At 65.0% G+C, this 19703-nt stretch carries 18 protein-coding genes; 12 read left to right on the plus strand and 6 right to left on the minus strand.

Features of this window, described 5'->3' with window-relative positions:
* Positions 1 to 113 precede the first annotated feature (113 nt).
* Complete coding sequence (locus VIK36_RS05500) at positions 114 to 1499, plus strand: OFA family MFS transporter (RefSeq protein ID WP_324644381.1); 1386 nt, start codon at positions 114 to 116, stop codon at positions 1497 to 1499.
* Between the two features lies 1 nt (position 1500).
* A complete protein-coding gene (locus VIK36_RS05505; protein ID WP_255174672.1) occupies positions 1501 to 1647 on the plus strand; it encodes an MFS transporter small subunit in 147 nt (48 codons plus the stop codon).
* Between the two features lie 236 nt (positions 1648 to 1883).
* On the opposite strand, the gene VIK36_RS05510 is transcribed toward VIK36_RS05505, so the two are convergent.
* Positions 1884 to 2315 (minus strand): DUF2177 family protein, encoded by a 432-nt coding sequence (locus VIK36_RS05510; RefSeq protein ID WP_324644383.1) that lies wholly within the window; start codon positions 2313 to 2315, stop codon positions 1884 to 1886.
* 259 nt (positions 2316 to 2574) lie between these two features.
* Here VIK36_RS05510 and VIK36_RS05515 point away from each other — a divergent pair, with 259 nt between their 5' ends.
* The 3 genes from VIK36_RS05515 to VIK36_RS05525 all read left to right on the plus strand — a co-directional run bounded on the left by VIK36_RS05515 (position 2575) and on the right by VIK36_RS05525 (position 6008).
* Positions 2575 to 3444 carry a DUF1295 domain-containing protein gene (locus tag VIK36_RS05515; protein WP_324644384.1) on the plus strand — a complete coding sequence of 290 codons (870 nt, stop codon included), beginning with the start codon at positions 2575 to 2577 and terminating at the stop codon, positions 3442 to 3444.
* Positions 3445 to 3663: 219 nt separating this feature from the next.
* Entirely contained in the window at positions 3664 to 4683 is a 1020-nt protein-coding gene (locus VIK36_RS05520) for a TerC family protein (RefSeq protein ID WP_324644386.1), read from the plus strand.
* Positions 4684 to 5144: 461 nt separating this feature from the next.
* Entirely contained in the window at positions 5145 to 6008 is an 864-nt protein-coding gene (locus VIK36_RS05525; RefSeq protein ID WP_324644387.1) for a GmrSD restriction endonuclease domain-containing protein, read from the plus strand.
* 6 nt (positions 6009 to 6014) lie between these two features.
* On the opposite strand, the gene VIK36_RS05530 is transcribed toward VIK36_RS05525, so the two are convergent.
* Positions 6015 to 6476, minus strand: a complete 462-nt coding sequence (locus tag VIK36_RS05530) for a hypothetical protein (RefSeq protein WP_324644388.1) — start codon at positions 6474 to 6476, stop codon at positions 6015 to 6017.
* A 182-nt stretch (positions 6477 to 6658) separates the two neighbouring features.
* On the opposite strand from VIK36_RS05530, the gene VIK36_RS05535 reads away from it, so the two are divergent.
* Both VIK36_RS05535 and VIK36_RS05540 read left to right on the plus strand, forming a co-directional pair.
* Positions 6659 to 7093, plus strand: a complete 435-nt coding sequence (locus VIK36_RS05535; protein ID WP_324644390.1) for an SRPBCC family protein — start codon at positions 6659 to 6661, stop codon at positions 7091 to 7093.
* Positions 7094 to 7254: 161 nt separating this feature from the next.
* Positions 7255 to 7521, plus strand: coding sequence for a hypothetical protein (locus VIK36_RS05540; RefSeq protein WP_324644391.1), 267 nt, complete (start codon positions 7255 to 7257; stop codon positions 7519 to 7521).
* Between the two features lie 105 nt (positions 7522 to 7626).
* On the opposite strand, the gene VIK36_RS05545 is transcribed toward VIK36_RS05540, so the two are convergent.
* Genes VIK36_RS05545 through VIK36_RS05555 form a run of 3 tightly spaced genes read right to left on the minus strand, consistent with a single transcriptional unit; the run spans position 7627 to position 11542 of the window.
* Positions 7627 to 8229 carry a TMEM175 family protein gene (locus VIK36_RS05545; protein WP_255174683.1) on the minus strand — a complete coding sequence of 201 codons (603 nt, stop codon included), beginning with the start codon at positions 8227 to 8229 and terminating at the stop codon, positions 7627 to 7629.
* Between the two features lie 38 nt (positions 8230 to 8267).
* Positions 8268 to 10901 (minus strand): PEP/pyruvate-binding domain-containing protein, encoded by a 2634-nt coding sequence (locus tag VIK36_RS05550; RefSeq protein ID WP_324644392.1) that lies wholly within the window; start codon positions 10899 to 10901, stop codon positions 8268 to 8270.
* Complete coding sequence (locus VIK36_RS05555) at positions 10898 to 11542, minus strand: DUF998 domain-containing protein (protein WP_324644393.1); 645 nt, start codon at positions 11540 to 11542, stop codon at positions 10898 to 10900. Before VIK36_RS05555 ends, VIK36_RS05550 begins: the two co-directional genes overlap by 4 nt.
* A gap of 333 nt (positions 11543 to 11875) precedes the next feature.
* Between VIK36_RS05555 and VIK36_RS05560 the strand changes: the two genes are divergently transcribed.
* Positions 11876 to 12196, plus strand: a complete 321-nt coding sequence (locus tag VIK36_RS05560; RefSeq protein WP_159632709.1) for a GYD domain-containing protein — start codon at positions 11876 to 11878, stop codon at positions 12194 to 12196.
* 132 nt (positions 12197 to 12328) lie between these two features.
* Here VIK36_RS05560 and VIK36_RS05565 read toward each other — a convergent pair whose 3' ends face one another.
* Positions 12329 to 13402, minus strand: a complete 1074-nt coding sequence (locus tag VIK36_RS05565; RefSeq protein WP_324644394.1) for a LacI family DNA-binding transcriptional regulator — start codon at positions 13400 to 13402, stop codon at positions 12329 to 12331.
* 207 nt (positions 13403 to 13609) lie between these two features.
* Here VIK36_RS05565 and VIK36_RS05570 point away from each other — a divergent pair, with 207 nt between their 5' ends.
* The 4 genes from VIK36_RS05570 to VIK36_RS05585 are packed head-to-tail and all read left to right on the plus strand — an operon-like array spanning position 13610 to position 19422.
* On the plus strand, positions 13610 to 14926 hold the full coding sequence (locus tag VIK36_RS05570; protein ID WP_324644395.1) for an ABC transporter substrate-binding protein: 1317 nt from the start codon (positions 13610 to 13612) through the stop codon (positions 14924 to 14926).
* Positions 14927 to 14985: 59 nt separating this feature from the next.
* Positions 14986 to 15915 carry a sugar ABC transporter permease gene (locus VIK36_RS05575; protein WP_324644397.1) on the plus strand — a complete coding sequence of 310 codons (930 nt, stop codon included), beginning with the start codon at positions 14986 to 14988 and terminating at the stop codon, positions 15913 to 15915.
* Positions 15912 to 16742 carry a carbohydrate ABC transporter permease gene (locus VIK36_RS05580; protein ID WP_324644398.1) on the plus strand — a complete coding sequence of 277 codons (831 nt, stop codon included), beginning with the start codon at positions 15912 to 15914 and terminating at the stop codon, positions 16740 to 16742. Before VIK36_RS05575 ends, VIK36_RS05580 begins: the two co-directional genes overlap by 4 nt.
* A gap of 55 nt (positions 16743 to 16797) precedes the next feature.
* Positions 16798 to 19422 carry a glycoside hydrolase family 78 protein gene (locus VIK36_RS05585; protein ID WP_324644400.1) on the plus strand — a complete coding sequence of 875 codons (2625 nt, stop codon included), beginning with the start codon at positions 16798 to 16800 and terminating at the stop codon, positions 19420 to 19422.
* Positions 19423 to 19703 lie beyond the last annotated feature (281 nt).

A 19703-nucleotide genomic window follows, 5' to 3' on the forward strand; every position in this document is an offset into this window, starting at 1 on the left:
TTGCTGATGATTTGCATGATGATTGCCCAAGGCAAGGGGCCTGGGCTCATCAAGGTCTTTCGCCTCTGGATCGATCAGACATCGACGTCATCGACAAGTAAAAGGAATCAACCATGGGCTTCCTGGACCGTGACCACTCCATCGCCCCGCCGGGCTTCAACCGCTGGCTGGTCCCGCCCGCGGCGCTCGCCGTCCACTTGTGCATCGGGCAGGCCTACGCCACCAGCGTGTACAAGACGGCGTTGGTCAAGCACTTCGGTGCCAGCCTCACCGAGGTGGGCGTGATCTTCTCCATCGCCATCGTCATGCTGGGCCTTTCCGCCGCGGTCATGGGCACCTGGGTGGACACCAACGGCCCGCGCAAGGCGATGTTCACGTCCGCGATGTTCTGGGCGGGCGGCTTCCTCATCGGCTCGGTGGGCATCTTCACCCGGCAGCTCTGGCTGGTCTACCTGGGCTACGGAGTGGTGGGCGGCATCGGACTGGGCATCGGCTACATCTCGCCGGTGTCCACGCTGATCAAGTGGTTCCCGGACCGGCCGGGCCTGGCCACCGGCATGGCGATCATGGGCTTCGGCGGCGGCGCACTGATCGCCAGCCCGGTATCCCAGGCCCTGCTCAAGGCGTACGATCCCAACTCCGGCGCCCAGGGCTGGGTTGCCAGCGGTGACGCCGTGGGCAAGCTCTTCCTGACCCTCGCCGTCGTCTATCTCGCCTACATGCTGTTCGGCGCGTTTACTGTCCGCGTGCCCGCCGATGGTTGGCGGCCGGCCGGGTTCGATCCCTCCAAGGTCAAGGCGGCCAAGCTGGTGACCACGGAGAATGTCTCTGCCAAGAACGCCATCAAGACGCGCCAGTTCTGGCTGGTGTGGGTGGCGCTGTTCTGCAACGTCACGGCCGGCATCGGCATCCTGGAGCAGGCGGCGCCCATGATCCAGGACTTCTTCCGGCAGTCCGACGGCAAGTCCCTGGTGAGCGCCGGCGTGGCCGCAGGCTTCGTGGGGCTGCTGTCCATCGGCAACATGTCCGGCCGGTTCGCCTGGTCCGCCACCTCCGACGTCACGGGCCGCAAGCGGATCTACATGGTGTACCTGGGCGTGGGTGCCGTGCTGTACACGGTGCTGGCGCTGGCTGGCTCCAGCGCCACGGCCCTCTACGTGGTGCTCGCCTTCGTCATCATCTCGTTCTATGGGGGCGGCTTTGCCACCGTTCCGGCCTACCTGCGGGACCTGTTCGGGACGTACCAGGTGGGCGCCATCCACGGCCGGCTGTTGACCGCGTGGTCCGCCGCCGGTGTGGCCGGGCCACTGATCGTCAACAGCATCCTGGACGCACAGGGCAAACCCGGCCAGTTGAATGCGGTGTCCTACCAGCCGGCGCTGCTGACCATGGTGGCACTGCTGGTGATCGGCTTTGTGGCCAACCTGCTGGTCAAGCCCGTCGATGCACGGTTCCACGAATCCCGCCCCGAGCGGCACGAATCCACCATGGAGGCCTGAAATGAGCAGCACCGCACACACCCACGGCGCACACGAGCCGGTCCGCAAGTCCACCGGCAGGCTGGTCCTGGCCTGGGTCCTGGTGGGGATCCCGCTGGCCTATGGCGTCTTCCAGACGCTGACCCAGGTGGCCGCCCTGTTCGGTTGAGTTCTTGAACCCTGGAGCCGGGCCCGTGGTGTCACACTGGCCCGGTTTTGGCGGCCCAACGGCGGTGGTGGCCCGTTGTTTCCCGCGCTCTGCACTGAAAACTGGGCCAGTCTGTGCGCCGGGCGTCAGGCAAAGCAGGGTTTTGGCGGGACGGACGACGGCGGCCACCGGTTTCCCGGGGTTTCGCCGCCGTCCGTGGGTCTAAAGCGTGCCGTCCGTGACGCGGGTGCTGACGGTCAGGCCGCGGCAGGCTTCATGAGCCGCCGCCGCAGGATGGTGGCCGTCACCCAGGTGACCAGGCTGCAGGCCGCGGCACCCCAGAGGATGTCCGTCACGGCCACCAGCGCGGTGAAGTCCTTCAGCACGGCGAACCCGGTCAGCGCCCAGGTGGCGTAGGTGAAGAACCCGAACAGGGCAGCACCGGTGACGCGCTGCCGCAGCGTAGCCCGCGAGTCGTTGGGCCGGATGCCGTAGTGCACCATTCCCGCTACGAAGATGACATAGAACAGCACCGCGCCCAGCAGGTTGGCCTTGGGCGCCAGGAGGCCGCCGATCTGGTTCTGGTACAGCGGGTTGGCCACCAGCAGGATCCATGCCACATCCAGCACGGCGAAAATCAGGGCGCTGACCACGTAGGCGGTCAACCAGTTCTTGGTGCGGGGGCTCATGGCGGGCTCCTTGGCTCGGGTGCGGTTCAGGAGTGGTTCGCAGCCACAGCCGGGTGTGGACTGCCCGGATCCGCATTCTTGCAGGAGTGAAACCGGCAACCGTGCCGGTTCCAGCCCATACAGAATGGCCGCCGCTCCGAACACTTAGTGGACAAGGCCACCATGCTGAGTTGTTGTTGAATACAGCCGTTCCCGGAGGGGCGCGGATGGGACCGGCCGTGCAGCAGCGCGCGGCGGACCAGGGGAAAGGAATCTGTCCGTGAACGAAAAGAGCCGCAAGGCCCTCATCAGCACCGTTATCGCCGTGGTGGTCGCGGTGCTCATTGCCCTCGCAGGCAGCCAGGGCGGGTCGAGGATCGGCGGGTTCCCGGTGTTTGCACTGGGCGTCGCCATCGCCTTCGTGATCCAGTGGCTGGTGTTCATTCCGTCCTACAAGGCGCAGACGGAGAAGTTCTACGACCTCACCGGCGCCCTGACCTACATCTCCATCACGGTGTTCCTGGTGCTGGCATCCCCGGGCGTTGACGCGCGCGGCATGCTGCTGGCGGCCATGGTGGTGCTGTGGGCCGCGCGGCTGGGCAGTTTCCTGTTCATCCGGATCAGCAAGCACGGCAAGGACGACCGCTTTGACGAGCTCAAGCCGGACTTCTTCCGCTTCCTGAACACCTGGACCATCCAGGGCCTGTGGGTGGTGCTCACCGCGGCGCTCGCGTGGGTTGCCATCACCTCGGACAAGAAGGTGGGCCTGGACGGGTTCTTCTGGGTGGGCCTGCTGGTGTGGCTCGTGGGCATCACCATCGAGACCGCGGCGGACCTGCAGAAGAACCGGTTCAAGGACGATCCCGCCAACAAGGGCCGCTTCATCAGCACCGGCCTGTGGTCCAAGTCCCGCCACCCCAACTACTTCGGCGAGATCACGCTGTGGGTGGGTGTCGCCATCATCGCTCTGCCAGTCCTGCAGGGCTGGCAGTGGGCGGCCCTGGTCTCCCCGGTGTTCGTTGCACTGCTGCTGACCAAGGGCAGCGGCGTGCCGCCCCTGGAGAAGAAGGCGGACAAGAAGTGGGGCGGCCAGGCGGACTACGAGGAGTACAAGAAGAACACGCCTGTGCTGGTGCCCAAGTTGAAGTAGGGCTCTCTCCAGCGGGATTAACGACGGCGGCATCCGGAACCGGGTGCCGCCGTCGCCCGTTGATCAGTTACGATTTAAACCATCAAGGGGAGTACTCCCGTCTGTGAGTGGCCCGTCAATACGGATGCAGCGAAGCATCCCGGGCCACCGGCTCCGGTTCCCACCGGGCGGAGGAGACCTTGGCGTACATGTCAACGCCTACCCTTTGGAGTACCCGCCATGCAGGTGACACCCCTCGTCTGGATCATCACCATTGCTGTGACAATCCTGTTCTTCGTTTACGAGTTTTTCGCCCACGTCCGCAAACCGCACGAACCGTCCATCGGCGAGTCGGCGCGCTGGTCCGCGTTCTACATTGGACTCGCGCTCGTGTTCGGCGCCGGGATTGGAATGGTCTCGGGCTGGACGTACGGCGGCGAGTACTTCGCCGGCTACCTCACCGAAAAAGCCCTGTCCGTGGACAACCTGTTCGTCTTCCTCATCGTGATGACGGGGTTCGCGGTTCCCAAGAAGTACCAGCAGAAGGTGCTGATGGTGGGCATCATCATCGCCCTCATCCTCCGCGGCGGGTTCATCGCCATTGGCGCCACGCTGATTGAAAACTTCTCCTGGGTGTTCTACATCTTCGGTGCCCTGCTGCTGGTCCTCGCTTACCGGCAGGCGTTCGGCGGCCACGAGGCCAACCCGGCCGACGGCAAATTCATGACCCTGGTCCGCCGCATCCTGCCGGTCACTCCGGAATATCACCGGGACAAGCTCACCGTAAAACTGGACGGCAAGCGTTTCGTGACGCCGATGATGCTCACCATCATCGCCATCGGCTTCGTGGACCTGATCTTCGCCGTCGACTCGATCCCCGCGATCTACGGCCTGACCAGCGAGGCGTACATCGTCTTCACCGCCAATGCCTTCGCCCTCATGGGACTTCGGCAGCTGTTCTTCCTCATCGGGGGACTGCTGGAACGCCTCGTGTACCTCGCCCAAGGCCTCGCCGTCATCCTCGCCTTCATCGGCGTGAAGCTGGTCTTCCACGCCCTGCACGTCAACGAGCTCCCCTTCATCAACGGCGGCCAGCCGCTCCTCTGGGTCCCGGAAATCCCCATCTGGCTTTCCCTGCTCTTCATCGGCGCCACCATCCTGGTGGCCACGGTGGCCAGCCTGCTCAAGACCCGCGGCGGCGGTGAGGCCAAAGCCCGGGCAGGTGAGGTCACGGACTCCACAGCAGGCACCCCGCGCTAGGCGGCGGGCTACCGGCGCAGGACGCACGACGGCGGCACCCGGGCTGGGTGCCGCCGTCGGGCAGTCCACTCCATGACATGGGGCACTGACCCCTGTTGAAGAAGCGGGTCCCGTCCTAAACTTAAAGCGCCTGCAGGTAACCATCAGATGACGCCGGGTTGTTCAGGACATGAGAGTGTCCGAGCCGTCTCTTAGCGAGATCGCGAAGGTACCTGCAGGTTCTGCGTCTGAAGACTGCAGTGCTGGAGGGGGCTCCCCTTCTGCCGTCACCGTGCGCCGTACGCGGATGCGTCCCGGATCTTTCCCAGGCGCAGCGTTGGCGCAGGAGTCGGGAAGGATTGCCCGAGTTCCGCTGGAACCGTCAATCCGGGAGATTCCCCGACGCTAAGCTCTTGCGTGGCGTCAGCGGTAATGGGGGCTGACGCACCAAACTTTTCATGCACACAACCTGGGGAATCTGCATGTCCAGAAACGCGTCCTTGCCCGACACCACGCCTGCCTCCGGCGCCCGGTGGACGGCCTCCGTCGTCCTTTCCGCGCTGCTGGCCCTCTTCAGCTCAAACCTGCCGGCGGTGGCTGCTGACACAGGCACCGAGCCGTCAGCAACAGTCCAGGCCGCGGACCTGCTGGATACCCTGCCGGTCAAGGGCCGGGCACCCAAGACCGGGTATGAGCGCTCGCTGTTCGGGGCAACGTGGGCGGACGTGGACCAGAACGGCTGTGACACCCGGAACGACATCCTCAACCGGGACCTGACTGAGATCACGTACGTCACCGGCGTCCCGTGCACGGTCAAGACCGGCGTACTTGCGGACCCCTATACGGGCACTGTCATCAACTTCGTCCGCGGCACCACCACCAGCAGCGCCGTGCAGATCGACCATGTGGTGGCACTCAGTGACGCCTGGCAGAAGGGTGCCCAGCAGCTCACCACGGAGCAGCGGACGGCGTTCGCCAACGACCCGCTGAATCTCCAGTCGACGGACGGGCCCACGAACCAGCAAAAGGGCGACGGCGACGCCGCCACCTGGCTGCCTCCGGCCAAGGGATTCCGGTGTGAGTACGTCGCCCGGCAGGTCTCCGTGAAGGCGCGATACAGCCTGTGGGTCACGCAGGCGGAGCACGACGCCATCGCCGGGATCCTCGCCACCTGCCCCGGGCAGCAGGCACCGGCCACCGTAGCGGCTGCCTCCAGCGCCACGGTCGTCTACTACGCGAACTGCTCCGAGGCGGTGGCTGCCGGGGCTGCCCCCTTGTATGCCGGCACCCCCGGGTATCGTTCCGGATTGGACGGCGACGGCGACGGAGTAGCCTGCGAGGGGTAGCTCCCGCTATGCCGCCTTCGGCCCTGATTGGGGCGGGGCGTCCTTGTTCAGCGCCAGGCCTGCAATGATCGCGCCCGCCAGGAGGAGTATGAACGGCGTTTGGAGAATTGAGCCCAGAAGTGCGAACCCCGAGTCCGCAATAGGTCTTGACGCCGCAATGAGGCAGGCAACGTCCATAGCCAGGGCCACCATGTAGCCGGCGACGAAAATGACCATCACCGCGGGCGGCCGGTAACCCTTGGTGAAGGCCCGCACTGCTGAGTCGTAGGCCACGAATTTCAGGCCGATGAAGATGGGTGTGAAGGTCAGCAGGTCCACAATATGCACATTGTCCGGGAATCTGCGCAGCGGCACGTTCGCGGCGCCTTGGTAGACGCCCTCGGAAAAGAACCACCGGGTGCCCAGGTGGATCCCGATCAACAGGGCCGACAGCAGCCCGTACCGCAGCCATGTTCCGCGCCGTGTCATCCCCATCGTCCAGTATGGCTGTGCGTGCCATGTGGGTTTCAAGGCAGTTGCGGCAAACTTGAGGTGCCGGGGGTGCCGGCCGTTCATGCTCTTCCCCGGACGGCCTGCAGATGGCAGATTGTTCCTTGGCACCGGGGATAACCGGGATAACCGGGGACGAAAAGACACGCTAAGGGGCAGCCATGGCTCACGCCGAGAACCAGATCACCATCAGCCGTTCGCCGGACGAGGTTTACATGTTCCTGGCCGACGGGGTGAACAACACCGCGTGGCGTGCAGGCGTTCAGTCCATCTCGCTGAAGAGCGGTACTGCCGGAATGCTCGGCGCGGTGTACAGGCAGACGCTGAGCGGACCCGGCGGCCGGCCCATTGACGGCGACTACGAGATCACCGCCGCCGAACCAGGCAGGCTCCTCGGCTTCCAGGTGGTGGCCGGTCCTGCCCGCCCGTCCGGCGCCTACCACCTCGCGCCATCCGACGGCGGGACAACGGTCCGCTTCACCCTGGACCTGCAACCCAAGGGACTGATGAAACTCGCTGGGCCGATGGTCCAGCGCACCATGGACCAGGAGGTCGCCCAGCTGGCAAAGCTCAAAACAGTCCTCGAGGCACGGTAGGCACGGGCGGGATTCGCCGGCGGGCCCAAGCCGCGCGGGACTAACACCGGCAGGGATGGACTCCCGCGTCGTGAATCCTGACGGCGGCACGCGGCAGGGTGCCGTCGGCATAGGGTTCGTGCGGCAGACTTGGGGGTGCTCCCCAACGAAAGCAGGACCACGTGATCACTCTCCAGCAGGACGCCGACGGCTTCGTCCGCATGAACCGCCATTACCCGGCCAGTGTCCGGATCCGGATTGCCTTCAACGACGGCAGCAGCGGCGAGTTTTCCGGCCAGACCCTCAACAACGCCTACGATGCCGCGCTCGCCGATTTCCGCGCCCGGAACGGTCTCGATGCGAAGGGGTTCAACCGGACTCCGGCAGGCCGGACCAACTCCGGCAACAAACTGGATTTTGTTCCCGTGCACCCGGGCATGGGGGAGTAGCCGGAGCGGCAAGCCCGCGGGTGGTCACACGGCAAGGGCATCGGCCTCGTACGCAATCCGTGCGGGCCCGGCAAAGGGGGAAAGCGCCGGTGCAGTAACCCGTGGTTACGCCTGCTCGGCGCTGTCCTGGTGGGCCGCCACCACGAAGTGTTCCACCCGCCGGTCCGGAACCAGCCAGATCAGCGCGACGATGGTGAAGACCGCGACTCCCAGCAGCGGCTGCACCAGGGTGAGGGCGATGCCGGTGAGGTAGATCAGCGGCGAGGCCTTGCCCTTCCAGTCCTTGCCTACAGCCTGGGCCAGGGCCCCATCTTTGCCCTGCACTGCGATCAGTCGCCGCTCCAGGATGAAGTAGGCGATCGCGGCGCACAAAAGGTTGACGCCGTACAGCAGCACGGGGACCTGCAGGAAACCGGACTCGTCCATCCACCGGGTGGTGAACGGGAACAGGGACAGCCAGAACAGCAGGTGGAGGTTGGCCCAGAGGATGCCGCCGCTCACCCGGCTGGCGAGGTGGATCATGTGGTGGTGGTTGTTCCAGTAAATCCCCACATACACGAAGCTCAGGAGGTAGGTGAAGATTGTGGGCAGGATGGCGGCGACGCCTGCCCACGTGGGTTCCTCGGGCGTGTGCAGTTCCAGCACCATGATGGTGATGATGATCGCCAGTACGCCGTCACTGAAAGCCTCGAGCCGGTTTTTATTCACCCGAACATCATGCACGCAAAGTCGCGTGGACAGGGGCCTCACACGATGGTGACCGTCCCCGCGTCGCCGTCAACGCTCACCTTCTGTCCACCGGCCAGCCGCTGCGTCGCCACCCCCGTGCCCAGGACGGCCGGGATGCCGTACTCGCGGGCCACGATGGAGCTGTGGCTCAGCGGCCCGCCCACATCGGTGACCACCGCGGAGGCCATCGCGAACAACGGCGTCCAGGCCGGAGTGGTCATGCGGGCCACCAGCACTTCGCCGGGCTGCATCAGGCCGAAGTCCCCGGGACCACGCAGCACGCGGGCAGGCGCAGTTACCCGGCCGGAACTTGCACCCGCGCCCTTGATCACGTCGCCGGACTGGTGCTGCGGTCCCGCCGGCATCATCGAGCCGAAGGCCTTCTCCATCCAAGCTTTTTGCGGCAGCATCTGCGGGGCGTCGGCTTTAGACTGGCCGCGCCACAACATCCTGCGCTCCTCGACGGCGGCGGCACGGACCGGCCGCGACGCACCGGCCAGGGAAACATTGGCCTCCACGTCCGCGAGCCCAAACTCCACCGCACTCTGAAGTTCCTGGAAGCGCAGCCAGAACACGTCGTCCGGTGCGGCGATGACACCCGACAGCACCAGCCGCCGGCCGAGTTCCCGCAGTATCCGCCGCAGCAGCGGCCAGGCGAGTCCGACGTCGGCCAGCGCGTCCTCACGCACCGGCGCGGTCTCCTGCGCCCACTTCAGCACCCGGAGAAAGAGTGCCCGGCGCCGCGGGCCCAGGCGCGAAGCCACCTCCCGGGTCAGTGCCTCCCGGTGCTGGGTCAGCAGCCGCTGCCGCTCATGCGGGTCGGTGCCCTGCCCGCGCAGGTAGAACTTCACCGTTTCCAGCTGCGCGGACGGGTTGTCCGCCGGCACCGGTGTGGCGAAGTCCAGGTTGTAGACCGCGTGCCCGTAGAGGTCCAGATGCTCCTGGAAGGTGAACCGCCATTCCTGCCACAAAACGTCCTCCACGCCCTCCGGTGCGGAACCTGTCCGCAGGCACTCGGCGAGTTCCGGCGTCGGCCGTTCCAGCAACGCCTTCACCAGCGACGGATCGCTGCGCGCCCAGCCCGCGAGGTCGTACAGGGACTTTTCCGCCCGGATGGGCTCGCTGTCGAAACCCAGCAGGAACTCCTGGGCCGGGGGATCGCCTTCACGCCGGACGGCCTTGTAGAACGCGCGGAAGGAGAGTTCGCTCATGTCGGCCATCGGGATGATGGACTGCACGGCGGTGTAGTACACGGTTCCGGCGTCCAGGAGGGCCCGCACGCCCTCGAGCAGCTCCGCTCCGGAAAGTTCTGTTGGTGGTTTCGCCGACCAGTCCTTGATGATGCGTTCGTAGCGCGGATGCGAGTAGTCGCGCCAGCCCGCGACGCCCATATGCGCCTTGCCGCCGAACAGTGCCCCCATGGCCGGCACCGTCCTGCCCGTCATCCGCAGCATGGGCCAGGTGCGGTAGTAGTAATAGGCGTAGCCGTTGACGGTGGGGAAGCGGACGTCGCCTTCGCGGAGGGAGCCCGGCCCCAGCGCCTGGTTCATCAAGGCGGACAGCGATCGGGTCACTGAGCCGTCGACGAGGTCGGCGAAGAGCGGGGTGAGCGGCTCCGGCATCTGCTCCACGATGCTCGCCCGGAAGTAGAGGCCCTTGGGGTAGGGGACGGGCCATTCCGTGGGGACGTCCGCCGCGGGTTCGGGCAGCGCGGTGATGGGCCGGGACTGAAGCAGGAAAAACGTGCCGTCCGCCCTGGCCCACTCGATGTCCTGCGGGGCCCCGAAGTGGTCAGCGATCCGTTGTCCGTGAGCGGCGAGCTCGGCCGCCGCGGCATCGTCCAGGACCGGAGCACGACGGCGGGCTTCCGCCACCTTTTCCTCAGCCGTTCCGTTCTCCGTGGGTACGGTCATGAGTTCCTTGTCGGCTGTCTGCCGCGTGAGGACCTTGCCCGTGGGGGTGTCCACAGTCAGGTCATCGGTGGTGACCTGCCCGCTGACCACGGCCTCGCCCAGGCCCCACGCGGCGCTGATCACCGTCTGGTCGCGGCGGCCGTTCGAGGGGTTGGCCGTGAACATCACCCCGGCTGCCTCGGCCTCCACCATCTGCTGGATGACGACGGCGAGACGCACCTGGCCGGGCAGCACGCCTTCGCGGGCACGGTAGGCCATGGCGCGCGCCGTCCAGAGGGAGGCCCAGCAGTTAATGACGGCCTTGGCCAGGGCGTCCAGGCCGCGGACGTTGAGATAGCTTTCCTGCTGCCCGGCGAAACTGGCGGAGGCGAGGTCCTCGGCCGTGGCGGAGGAGCGGACCGATACGGCGGTGTCTCCGCCGCCGAGGCGTTCATACGCGGACTCGAGTTCGGCCTGGATGGCGGCAGGCATGATGCCTTTGTGGAACAGGGTCCGGATCAGCGCGGACGCATGCTCGTACTCCTGCGGCGACGCATCAGGTGGCAGTGCGGCCAACTCCTGGATGGCTGCCCCGAGGTTGTTCCCGGCGGTGAAATCAGCGTACGCCGCGGTTGTGAGGACCATCCCCGGCGGGACCGGCAGCCCGGCCTGGATGAGGCCGCCGAGGCCCACGGCCTTGCCGCCCGCCCCGGCGATGTCGCTCCGGTCCACGTCGCCCAGGTCCAGGACGTAGGTCATGACGATGCCCCCTTACTGTCGGCCGCCGTCGGCCGTTTCCAAAGCACTGCCGCCAGGACCGCAACCCAGAGCAGGAACGCCCCGATGCTGATGCGCTCGCCGACGCCCAATACGAGGTTCGGTCCCGGGGCTGCCATAAACGCGACCATACCCATGAGGGCTGACATTGCGAGCGAGACGATCGAGTAGGCGCGCATCCGGCCGTGAAATCCTGCCGCGACGAAGCACATGGCGGCGACCATGAGGGCGAGCTGCACGTTGGTGGCCAGGATGTGCGCCGGGATGGACGTGTCATCGCCGAGGCGAAGCGGGAAAAGCGCGCCCATGATGTTCCAGAGCCCGTAGGCGGTGAGCAGCACGGCGCCGATGCGCAGGGCCCGGTGCCCGCGGACCGAGGTCCAGACGCCCAGTCCGAACGCGGTGAACAGGACCGTGTAGAGCCAGGTGAGCGGGGCCACGAGCTGGTAGCCGGGGGAGCCGACGGCCAACAGTTCGCTCACCATTTGTTCGGTGCGCCGGTAGCCGGCCCATTGGGACGCCGCAATGCCGTCGGTGAACACCACGTAGAGCAGTGATGACAGCGGCCCGGCCGCGAGGAGGGCGATGCGCAGGGTTTCCTTGCCGCGGCTTTCGAACGGCACAGCCGGTCTTTGCCCGGGGAGTCGTCCTCCGGCAATTGACATCTTGGAATGTCCTCAGAGCCCGCACTCCAGCAACCGGTAGGCGCAGGGCACGCGGGCGGAAGCCTGCACGCCTACCTGTTCCAGCGTCTGCCCAGCGCGGATGCATGCCTAGGGCCGAACGGCCTTGGGCTTGCAGTGGGTGGCAGGAGCGCTGGGCGGCCCCCTATTCCTGTTATTGGGTATCCGGGAATCTTGACTGCACCCAGCCCCGGGAATACGTTCCGCCTTATCGGCGCCGGTCCCGGAAAACCACGGAATGAGGCGCCGGCGGACAGGCCAGGAGGAAAGACCATGCCGAAGTATCTGTTTGAAGCAACGTACGTGGGCCAGGGCATCAAGGGGCTCATGCAGGAAGGCGGTACCGCGCGGCGTGACGCCCTGACGGAAGCCCTGAAGTCTGTGGGAGGCACGCTGGAAAGCTTCTACTACGCCTTTGGGTACTACGACGTCCTGGGCGTTTTTGAGATCCCGGACGATGCCAGCGCCGCAGCGCTGTCACTGCTGATCAATTCGTCGGGGACCGTCAACGTCCGGCTGAAGCCGCTCCTTACCGTGGAGGACCTCGACGCGGCCGCCAAGAAGACCCCGTCCTACCGGGCGCCGGGACAGTAGGGGAGTGACGCGCCTGCGCCGGGCGCCGCCGTCGGAAATTACGACGGCGGCCCCCTTCAGGTGGTAGCCACGACCGGGCGGCGGGGGAGATCGAATGCACCGCACCACCGGCGCCAGGTCGTGTTGGCTCAATTACTCGACGGGAAAGGACCGCCGTGTTGAACCGGCCGTTGATGCGTCCGCCAATGCTGGAGGACATGTTGTCCTGCGGATTATGAGCCGTGGCGGCACCAGAATGTGCTGGGATTCCTGGCGCCCTTCGATTCTCGAGAGGAGAAGTTCGGCGGCTTGGCGGCCCATCTGTACGCCGGACTGGTCAACCGTGGTCAGGCCGATGGGCGGGAGCGAGGCGGCCGGCACATTGTCGTACCCGACCAGCGACATGTCCCCGGGAATGTCGATTCCGGAGTCGAATAAGCCGGTGAACGCTCCCAAAGCGGCCACATCTGCACCGCCGTGTACGGCGGTCGGGCGTTTGGCGAGCGGCCTCCGTGCCAATGAACGTCCAGCTTCCAGGCCGCTCTCGTATCCCCACCTGCCCGGCACGTGGTCAATCCATTCGTCAAGCCCGTGCTTCTTCATCGCGAGGTCGTACCCCTCTCGGCGGACGGTTTGGGGCATGCCGGGCTCGCTGGACGGCTGGGTGTTGGCGAGCATCGAGATCCGTTGGTGCCCCAACGAGACCAAATGGTCCACGATCAGCGCGCTCCCCGCGATGTCGTCGCTGGCCACCGTGTCGAAATGCGCGGCGGGTCCATGCCGTCCCAAAACCACGACCGGAATGCTGCGCCCCAGCTTCTCCAGTTCTTCGTTGGGGCCGAACGGCGCAATGAGCAGGAGGCCGTCCATCCGGCGGTCCACCATTGCGTCGATCAGCTTCTGCTGCGCATCAAGCCCGTGGCGGGCTTGCCCGATGAGCACCTGGTAGCCCAACTCTTCAGCTACATCCCGGACACCCTCCACAAGGACCGAAAAAAAGGTGTTGGAAAGGTCGACGAGGAATACGCCCAGGGTGTAGCTGTTGCCGCGCATTCCACGGGCAGCGGCCAGGGGCCGGTAGTTGAGGAGCGCCATGGATTTCTCGACTCTGGTCCGCATCGCCGGGCTCACCCCATATGCATTCCGCAGCACCTTGGAGACGGCCGCCCGGGAGACTCCGGCGTGAACGGCAACATCGCTGATGGTTGCCCGCTTCAGCTGTTCCATGGTGGCATTCCCCTCCGAGTTATGGGCTCTCCGGTAATTGTAGATTGATCTACGAAAAACTCTTGGCAACCGATGTGAAATGGCTTACAGTGGACAAACGTAGACCGATCTACACAATCACACGCGGGCTTATAGGTTCGACAGCAGGACCCGCTTTTGAAACGTTCCACGAGCCCTCCGGGTCCGTGGCTTTACGAGGAGGTAAAGATGGCCGTAAGGAGCAAGCAGCGCTGGGCCGCTTTGGCTGGGGGAGTGACAGTGTTGGCGCTGGCCCTGACCGGTTGCAGCGGGGGAGGCAGCAGCAGCGGCGGCGGGGAAAAGACCATCACTTGGCTGGTGGACAACGCCGAGAATACCGTGACAGCAGCTGAAAAGGTGGCTGAAGAATTCACTGCGGCGAACCCCGGCATCAAAGTCGACATCGAGACCCGTCCCCAGGGCGGCGACGGCGACAACATCGTGAAGACCCGGCTGTCCACGGGAGACATGGCCGACGTCTTCAACTACAACACGGGTTCACTGCTCCAGCAGATCAATCCGGAGCAGAACTTGCAGCCCATCACCAATGAGCCCTACCTGTCCAACGTGGCGGACTCCTTCAAGCCAGTGGTGACGTCCGGCGGCCAAGCCTATGGAGTGCCTTTCAGCACCGGCATGGCCGGAGCCGTCCTTTACAACAAGAAGGTTTACGAGAAGCTCGGACTGTCGGTGCCCAAGACGTGGAACGAGTTCATGGCCAACAGCCGGAAGATCAAAGACGCTGGCATCGCGCCGATAATCCAGTCCTACCAGACCACGTGGACGTCCCAGCTCTTCGTCCTGGGCGACTTCGCCAACGTCATGACAGCTGACCCGAACTTTGCCTCGGACTACACCGCCAACAAAGCTAAGTACGCAACGAACCCCGCGGCGGTCAAGGGATTCGAGCACCTGGAAGAGGCAGCGAAGGCGGGATTCTTCAACGATGACTTCGCATCCACCACCTATCAGCAGGCGCAGGACAAGCTGGTCAATAGTGAAGGTGCCCAGTACCCAATCCTCAGCTTCGCGTTGAACAACATCAAGGTGACCCATCCCGACAAATTGAACGACCTGGGCCTGTTCCCGCTTCCGGGCGATGACGCTGCCAAGAACAAGCTGACGGTCTGGATGCCCGGCGGAACGTATATCCCCAAGTCCACAAAGAACCTCGAGGAAGCCAAGAAGTTCCAGGCCTTCATCGCCAGCAAGGCAGGATGCGATGCACAGACGGCAGCAGTCGGCGCGGCAGGACCGTACCTGGTGAAGGACTGCGAGCTGCCCTCGGACGTTGCCGCCGCGGTCAAGGACATGCTCCCGTTCTTCGAAGACCCGGCCAAGAACAGCCCGGCATTGGAATTCCTGTCCCCGGTCAAGGGCCCTGCCCTTGAGCAGATCACCGTCGAGGTCGGTTCGGGCATCCGTTCCGGCAAGGACGGTGCCGCCCTCTATGACGAGGACGTCAAGAAACAGGCCAAGCAGCTGAACCTGCCTGGCTGGAACTAAGCTCCCAAACCCACAAGCCGTCCGGGCCCCCGGGCCCGGACAGCCCTTGGAGAGATGTCATGACACTGAACACCGCACCAACGGCGTCGGCGGTACGCCACCTGGCGCCCGCTGCTCACACCAAGCGCCGCAAGGGCAGCTCGCCCTACCCCTACTGGTTCTACCTGCCTGCCGCGGTCATCTACACCGCCTTGTTCCTGGTCCCAACCTTTGCCTCGTTCTTCTTCAGCTTCACCCGCTGGAACCTTACCGAATTCACCTTCATCGGCCTGGACAACTTCGTCCAGTTCTTCCAGGAGCCGGCATTACTCAAAGGCCTCACCAACACCTTCATCTACGGCCTGGTGACATCCTCGCTCAAAGTGGTCCTGGGCATGCTCCTGGCAGTGCTGCTGACATCCCGGATTATTGCCCGCGGATACCTTCGCTCGGTGATCTTTTTCCCGGTCCTGCTCAGCAGCATCGGGGTCGGTATCGTCTTCACAGTATTGATGGATCCACGCAACGGCATGATCAACGAAGCGCTGGCCACTGTGGGCATCAAAGGACCGGCCTGGCTCACTGATCCGGCGTGGGCGCTGCTTTCCGTCGCCCTGGTGGACGTCTGGAAGGGCGTCGGCCTGGCCACGGTCATCTACATTGCGGGCATCGTGTCCATCCCCCGGGAATACTTTGAAGCAGCCAAAATGGACGGCGCCAGCTCCGTCAAGAGCTTCTTCAACATCACCCTGCCCCTTGCCCGCCCGGCCACCGCAACGGTGATCATCCTCTCCCTGATCGGCGGACTGCGCTCCTTCGACCTGATCTGGGCCATGACCAAGGGCGGCCCGGGCTTCACGTCCGACGTCATCGCCTCGGTCATTTACAAGCAATACCAGGCCGGTTTCTACGGCCTTTCCACAGCCGGCAACGTTGTGCTGTTCCTGATCGTGACGGCCATCATCCTGCCCCTGTCCATGTTTTTGAACCGCAAGGAGGTGGAACAGTGATCACCGCCGTCAGAAGGTACGCCGTGGGCATCCTGGCCATCGCAGTGACCGTCGTCGTCTTCATCGTTCCGCTGCTCTTCATGGTCCTGACGGCGGTCAAGGACCGCAAGGAGGCAGCGAAGCTGGAATTCACCTGGCCCACCAACTTCCAGTTTGTGGAGAACTTCACCCAGGTGCTCTCTGCCCGGAAATTCATGCTGGTGACAGCCTTCATCAACAGCACCATCCTCACGGTGGCCAGTGTGACCATCCTGGTGGTACTCGCGGCGATGGTCGCCTGGGTGCTGCAGCGCCGCAAGTCCCGCTGGAACGCCGTGGCGAACTTCCTGATCCTTTCCGGGCTGATCATTCCGCCCGCGATCGTCCCCACGATCTGGGTGCTTCAAAGCATCGGGCTGTTCAAAACCTTGCCAGGCCTGATCCTCATCGAGGTCGCCTTCGGCCTCTCCTTCTGCGTCATGCTCTTCAGGGCCTTCATCGCGTCCATCCCGAAGGAACTCGACGAAGCGGCCGTGATCGACGGATGCGGGCCCGTCCGCCTGTTCTTCCGGGTCATCTTCCCCTTGCTGCGTTCCGTGATCGTCACCGTCATCGTGGTGCAGTCCGTGGCCATCTTCAACGACTTTCAGCACCCGCTCTACTTCCTTCCCGGCGACGCGAACGCCACGGTGCAGCTGACGCTGTTCAACTTCCAGAGCCAGTTCACCACGAACTACAACCTGCTCTTCATGAACATCCTGCTCATCACCATCCCGCCGTTCGTCATGTATCTGTTCTTCAACCGCCAGATCGTTGCAGGCATGACGGCCGGCGCCGTCAAGGGCTGACCGACCACAAACTGTGCCGGCCGAAGCTGGCCGCATCCACCAAGGAGATTTCCCTATGCCCGCCATAGTGCATCCGGCAACGTTCGAACACCTGCCCCCTTCCCCTGGCGCCGGCACGCTCGGCATCGGCCTGGCAGCCCCCCGCATTTCTTGGAAGACCACGGCAGAGCCGGGCTGGCGACAGGCCGCGTACCAGCTCTCCGTAACCACCCGCGGCCGGACCTGGACCAGCGGCCGGGTCGAGTCCGCCGAATCGGTGCTCGTGCCGTGGGAGGGTACGCCGCTGGATTCAGCGCAGTGCGCCGAGGTGAGCGTCCGGGTCTGGGGCGCCGCGGACGAGGCCGCCAGCGAATGGAGCCAGCCATCCGCCGTCGAGACCGGACTTCTGCACCCTGCGGACTGGACGGCTACGGCCATCACCCCCGCCTGGGACGAAGACCCCACAGCAGTCCGGCGGCCACCGCTGCTCCGGCGCGCGTTCACCCTTGACCGGCCCGTGGCTTCCGCGCGCTTGTACGTGACGGCCCACGGACTCTACGAAGTGGAGATCAACGGAACGCGGGTCGGCGACGATGCCTTATCGCCGGGCTGGACCGTTTACGGCAAGCGGCTGCGCTACTACACCTACGATGTCACCGGCCACCTGTCCGCCGGCGACAACGCCATCGGGGCGCTTCTTGCCGACGGTTGGTACCGTGGCCGGATCGGCTTCCGGGGCGGCCACAGCAACCTCTACGGGGACAAGGTTGCGCTGCTGGCACAGCTCCATGTCACCCACGACGACGGCTCCGTCACCGTAATTGGAACGGACGGGACTTGGACAGCGTCGTTCGGGCCGATCCTGCAGGCAAGCCTGTACAAGGGAGAGACGTACGACGCGCGGCAGCTGCCCGGCGGCTGGAGCACCGCCGCTTTTGACGGCTCAGGTTGGACGCCGGTCACGGGCGTCGATCGCGATCCGCAAACGCTGGTGGCCCCCGAAGGACCGCCGGTCCGCTGCACCGGTGAGATACGCCCAGTCAGCGTATGGACGTCCCCGTCGGGCAAAACACTCATCGACTTCGGCCAAAACCTCGTCGGACGCCTCCGCATCACCGTTGCCGGTGATGCCGGTTCCACCGTCACGCTTCGCCATGCAGAGGTCCTGCAGGACGGCGAGCTGTGCACGCGACCCCTGCGGGGAGCGGACGCGACGGACAGGTACACCCTGGCCGGCGCCGGCGAGGAAACCTGGGAGCCCCGGTTCACTATCCACGGCTTCCGCTACGCGGAGATCAGTGGCTGGACCGGTGGGGACGTTGCGGCGAATGTGGTGGCGAGGGTCTACCACACAGACATGCAGCGGACCGGGTGGTTCGAATGCTCCAACCCAGACCTTAACCGCCTCCATGACAACGTGCTGTGGAGCATGAAGGGCAACTTCGTGGACATCCCCACCGACTGTCCGCAGCGTGATGAGCGCCTCGGCTGGACCGGAGACATCCAGGTCTTCGCCCCGACGGCCAGCTTCCTTTACGACTGCTCCGGCATGCTGTCCTCCTGGCTCAAGGATGTGGCGGCCGAGCAGCTCCCGGACGGCACCGTGCCCTGGTACGTTCCCGTCATCCCCGGTGGCAATTACTGGACTCCGATTCGTCCCGGAGCGGTGTGGGGAGACGTTGCAGTGCTGACTCCGTGGACGCTGTATGAGCGCTTCAACGATCCAGGAATCCTGGCTGCACAGTATGAGAGCGCAAAGGGCTGGGTTGACTTGTTGGACCGTCTCTCCGGTGACAGCCACCTCTGGAACGGCAGCTTCCAGCTCGGCGACTGGCTCGATCCGAGCGCCCCGCCAGAGGACCCGACCCAGGCCATGACGGACGCGCACCTGGTGGCCACCGCATATTTCGCGTGGTCGGCCCGGCACCTCGCCAAGGCCGCTGCCGTGCTGGGCAAGTCCGGCGACGAACTGCGCTACCTCACGTTGTCGCGGGCTGTTGCTGATGCCTTCGCTGGCGAGTACATCCACCCTGACGGGATCATGACCAGCGACGCCCAGACCGCGTACGCGCTCGCCATCGTCTTTGATCTGTTCCCGGATGCGGGTTCGAAGGCCCGCGCGGGCAGCCGGCTTGCTGAGCTTGTGCACCAAAACGGGAACCGCATCGGAACTGGCTTTGCGGGAACGCCGGTGGTCTCTGATGCGCTCACGCTGTCCGGTGAGATTGACGCCGCCTACGATCTCCTACTAGAAGAGGAGTGCCCCTCGTGGCTCTACGCCGTGGGCCAGGGAGGGACCACCATCTGGGAGCGCTGGGATTCCATGCTTCCGGACGGATCGATCAACCCCGGTGAAATGACGTCCTTCAACCATTACGCCTTGGGCGCAGTGGCTGATTGGATGCATCGGGTGGTGGCCGGTTTGGCCCCACTTGAACCCGGTTACCGCAGGATTCTGGTCAAGCCGCAGCCGGGCGGTGGCCTCAGCTGGGTCTCGGCCCGGCATGAAACGCCGTACGGTCTGGCCGCGGTACAGTGGCGGATCGATGGCGGCGACATGTCCGTCGTCGTCGAAATTCCCACCGGTACCACCGGGTTAGTTATGCTCCCGGGGCAGGAACCGGTGGAAGTAGGCTCAGGACGGCACAGCTTTGAAGCGGCAAACGTACTTTCAAGCGCCGGCGGTCAAACACAAGCCTGACAGGTTAAGGCATACCGCCTGGCCGCCTCAGCAGCGGTAACAGAGTCTCCTTCCGGCTGGACCAGTTCAGCGGGACCGACGACCACCACAGGGCCCGGCCGGTTAGCGGTGGAAATCAGGCGCCGTGCGCTGGCCCGTCTTTGGCCGAATTACTGCGGACACTGCCTGGCGGCGAGAAGCGCGAGATCGTAGATCAGCTGCTGGACTTCGCGCTCGCGGCCGCTGACCCTTGGGACCGGCGTCTGGGAGGGCGCGGTTCCTTTGCGCGGTGGTGCCGGAAC

The sequence above is a fragment of the Pseudarthrobacter sp. LT1 genome (assembly GCF_035621795.1).
Classification (GTDB): Bacteria; Actinomycetota; Actinomycetes; order Actinomycetales; family Micrococcaceae; genus Arthrobacter.

What these genes read in the sequence shown, in the direction of transcription:
- VIK36_RS05500 (WP_324644381.1), top strand. Translation starts at nt 114, where the DNA reads ATGGGCTTCCTGGACCGTGACCACTCCATCGCCCCGCCGGGCTTCAAC.
- VIK36_RS05505 (WP_255174672.1), top strand. Translation starts at nt 1,501, where the DNA reads ATGAGCAGCACCGCACACACCCACGGCGCACACGAGCCGGTCCGCAAG.
- VIK36_RS05510 (WP_324644383.1), bottom strand. Translation starts at nt 2,315, where the DNA reads ATGAGCCCCCGCACCAAGAACTGGTTGACCGCCTACGTGGTCAGCGCC.
- VIK36_RS05520 (WP_324644386.1), top strand. Translation starts at nt 3,664, where the DNA reads ATGCAGGTGACACCCCTCGTCTGGATCATCACCATTGCTGTGACAATC.
- VIK36_RS05525 (WP_324644387.1), top strand. Translation starts at nt 5,145, where the DNA reads ATGTCCAGAAACGCGTCCTTGCCCGACACCACGCCTGCCTCCGGCGCC.
- VIK36_RS05530 (WP_324644388.1), bottom strand. Translation starts at nt 6,476, where the DNA reads ATGACACGGCGCGGAACATGGCTGCGGTACGGGCTGCTGTCGGCCCTG.
- VIK36_RS05535 (WP_324644390.1), top strand. Translation starts at nt 6,659, where the DNA reads ATGGCTCACGCCGAGAACCAGATCACCATCAGCCGTTCGCCGGACGAG.
- VIK36_RS05550 (WP_324644392.1), bottom strand. Translation starts at nt 10,901, where the DNA reads ATGACCTACGTCCTGGACCTGGGCGACGTGGACCGGAGCGACATCGCC.
- VIK36_RS05560 (WP_159632709.1), top strand. Translation starts at nt 11,876, where the DNA reads ATGCCGAAGTATCTGTTTGAAGCAACGTACGTGGGCCAGGGCATCAAG.
- VIK36_RS05565 (WP_324644394.1), bottom strand. Translation starts at nt 13,402, where the DNA reads ATGGAACAGCTGAAGCGGGCAACCATCAGCGATGTTGCCGTTCACGCC.
- VIK36_RS05570 (WP_324644395.1), top strand. Translation starts at nt 13,610, where the DNA reads ATGGCCGTAAGGAGCAAGCAGCGCTGGGCCGCTTTGGCTGGGGGAGTG.
- VIK36_RS05575 (WP_324644397.1), top strand. Translation starts at nt 14,986, where the DNA reads ATGACACTGAACACCGCACCAACGGCGTCGGCGGTACGCCACCTGGCG.
- VIK36_RS05585 (WP_324644400.1), top strand. Translation starts at nt 16,798, where the DNA reads ATGCCCGCCATAGTGCATCCGGCAACGTTCGAACACCTGCCCCCTTCC.